At 35.4% G+C, this 2,989-nt stretch carries 3 protein-coding genes; all 3 read left to right on the top strand.

The window, feature by feature from the left end; translation table 11 throughout:
* Nucleotides 1-911 precede the first annotated feature (911 nt).
* The 3 genes from AB1414_18220 (at nt 912) to AB1414_18210 (ending at nt 2,865) form a co-directional block, all read left to right on the top strand.
* A complete protein-coding gene (locus AB1414_18220) occupies nt 912-1,373 on the top strand; it encodes a cysteine peptidase family C39 domain-containing protein (GenBank protein MEW6609351.1) in 462 nt (153 codons plus the stop codon).
* On the top strand, nt 1,352-1,654 hold the full coding sequence (locus AB1414_18215; GenBank protein MEW6609350.1) for a hypothetical protein: 303 nt from the start codon (nt 1,352-1,354) through the stop codon (nt 1,652-1,654). Before AB1414_18220 ends, AB1414_18215 begins: the two co-directional genes overlap by 22 nt.
* Nucleotides 1,655-2,130: 476 nt before the next feature.
* The gene (locus AB1414_18210) at nt 2,131-2,865 is read left to right on the top strand and encodes a hypothetical protein (protein MEW6609349.1); all 735 of its coding nucleotides are present in this window, start codon (nt 2,131-2,133) and stop codon (nt 2,863-2,865) included.
* The last annotated feature ends 124 nt before the right edge of the window (nt 2,866-2,989 follow it).

Here is a 2,989-nt window from a genome sequence, read left to right as displayed (position 1 = left end):
AAGGCAGACAGCATCTCATTCGTAAACAACATAGGGAAGAATTGCAGAAATACATCACAGGTATTATTCAAGCCCGTGAACAAAAAATGTATTGAATGATTTAGGTCGCTCCTATGGAGCTTTATGTGATGGGTGGGTTTTCTTCTACAAACAGATTGCTCCTCTGGAGCAAATTTAATAAGCAAAAGATGGCAGAAAATGAAGTAAAGCAATGCCTGGGACCATAGATATAGCCTTAAGTCCTACGCAACGCTCTCACCTGAACGAGAGCGTTGCAAATGACTTTTAGTTATGGTGTAGGTTTGGAAGAGTTTTGGGTGATAAAAGATGCCAAAGTGACAAAAAAGAAATAATCTGCTTAGTTGACATCAAGAGGAGGAAATGCTATATAGTTGTAACTCCAAAAAATAATTAGCCTCGTAGAGGCAATCTGTTTGTAGGATGAATCAAATTAACCAAAAATTAGCTCCAGAGGAGCGACCTGAAAAATGGCTTAAAAAAAATAAAATTGAATACGATGAAAGATATTTGTTTGAATGGATTGAATGATTTAGGTCGCTCCTATGGAGCTTTATGTTATAGGTGGACATTTTTTTTCTACAAACAGATTGCTCCTCTGGAGCAAATTTAATAAGCAAAAGATGGCAGAAAATGAAGTAAAGCAATGCCTGGGACCATAGATATAGCCTTAAGTCCTACGCAACGCTCTCACCTGAACGGTTACAAAATATTAAATTTAATAGTTGACAACAATCTACCTTAGTGATACACTATAATCTAACAAGATGGAAAGGAAAGAGGAGTGGAATTCCCTATCAGAACTGAATCATGGAAGTGTTTGCAAGATGAATAGGCAACGGGGAATAAAAGACATAACAGTGATGTGGTAGGATTTAGAAAGGAGATGGTAATTGAAGATAATAGTCCCTTACTTTAAACAAGAGAAGAGTACAACATGTGGCCCTGCTTGCCTAAGAATGATTTTGGCTTTTGAAGACATGAATTATTCCGAGAATGAACTTGAAATGGCATGTGAAACAGGATGGATGGGAAATACCTGTGAGGAGATTGCTGAAGGAGCTAAAAACTTAGGGTTTGACTCAGAAGTAATAGAAAATATTACCATAAAAGATTTGAAGGAATTGTTAGAAAATAAGCACCCAATAATCGCTCTTCTATCGCCTTCAGTTTTATATGGAGGGATAGTAGGTTTTGGCCACTTCGTAACTATCATTGGTTTAGATGAAGAGAGAATCTATTATCATGATCCTGGACTTGAAAAAGATTTGAGTAAGGAAAGGGATATATTTTTTGAGGCATGGGAAAAATATTCATTTAAGGGGGTTAGGATATGGAAATCTATGAAAAAGTAAGAAAATATCTTTATGAAAATATAGGACATTTAACTGCACCTGGTACCCCAAGGTTTGATTTAAAAAATCAGATTTGGAAGATTCCTGTATTATGTAAGACAGAAAAAGGAATCCTGATTGTTGGGGAATTTCAGCTTGATAGAGATGGTAATTTTATCAGTATCCCCACTAAAAAAGAGATGGAAAAAATAGTAGAAGCTGAATTCAATAAGATTCCATTTCTCTTCTATGGAAAAAGAGAAGAAGTTAAAAAAAGAGATATTGAAGTAGTAGCTATTTAAGAAATACTTGCTGAAAGACGGTATGTTTCATATCACCATTTTATACTTTTTGGGTAACCGTTCAGGTGGTAATTTACCGCAGAGACACAGAGGAACAAAGAAGACATAGAAATAAATTAGATCACATAAGTGTAATTATACTCAACAAGGGCATAATCTGTGATTTTTGTAAGTTAGATTCTCAGTTCCGGGGTTCACAGGTTCAGGGTTCAAGGTTCAGGGTTGAGGAATACATGTAACCAACCTTAAACATGGAACCCTGAACTGAACCTTGAACCTTTGAACCTTGAACCTGACAACCTAAGCAAATACAGAATCGTAAATTATGCCCTCTTCAAGTATAAATAAATACACTACTCAAAATAGGGCTTCACGAAATTAAAAGTAAGTAATCGATTAAATTAGTAACTGGTAATTGATAACTAATTACCATTCACCAGTTACCATTTACCAAAAAATGGGAGGGAGGATTTACAATGAAAACCCCATCTTATGAAGAAAGAAATAAAGAAATCTTAAAGGCAATTATTGAGGACTTTATCTTGACAGGTAAGCCGGTTAGCTCAAAGGCATTGTCAGATATATTTAGTTTATCATCCGCCACGATTCGCAATGTAATGGCAGATTTAGAACGAACTGAATATATCACCCAACCTTATCCATCTGCCGGTAGAACACCTACGGATAAAGGATACAGGTTATATGTAAATTCGTTAATGGAAAATGACTCTTTAGATAAGAAAGAAAAAGAGGAGATTATTCAAGGCTATGAAAAGACCAAGCAGGAAGAAGAGATAATTGAAAAAACCTCTCACTTTCTATCTTCATTCTCTCATTATGTTGGATTATGCCTCATCCCGCAACTCCAGAAGGTATATCTTGAAGGATTTAGTAATTTAGTCAATCAACCTGAGTTTGAGAACATTGAGTTACTAAAAAGATTGTTTAAAATATACGAGAATAAATCCTTATTGTGTGAGGTTTTAATGGAGCATTTAGAGGATGAGGAAATATCTATTACTATTGGACATGAAAATCACTACGAAGATTTTTATGAATGTAGTGTTATCACTGCGGTTTATAAAATAGAGGATGAACCCGGGGGTGCCATTGGAATTATAGGCCCAAAAAGAATGCCTTACTCTCATATTATCCCGCTGGTTAAATTTATTACCAATACCTTATCTAAATTCCTCCCTATTAAAAAATGAGGGTCGGACCTATTCTAATCCCGCATCAGAAGTAGGATTAGAGAGATTATGTAATAATTACACCTCCCATCCTTAAATCCTACCCATATCGGTTTGTCCTCCCCTTTAATCTTTCCTTAAAATC

This window comes from bacterium (assembly GCA_040755795.1).
In the GTDB taxonomy this organism is placed as follows: Bacteria; UBA9089; CG2-30-40-21; order CG2-30-40-21; family SBAY01; genus JBFLXS01.
Note: the sequence above shows the minus strand (reverse complement) of the source record. Positions and strands in the feature narration are given on the sequence as shown.

Excerpts from the sequence above, each read along its gene's own strand:
- AB1414_18215 (MEW6609350.1), top strand. The coding sequence starts at position 1,352 with ATGGAAATCTATGAAAAAGTAAGAAAATATCTTTATGAAAATATAGGA.
- AB1414_18210 (MEW6609349.1), top strand. The coding sequence starts at position 2,131 with ATGAAAACCCCATCTTATGAAGAAAGAAATAAAGAAATCTTAAAGGCA.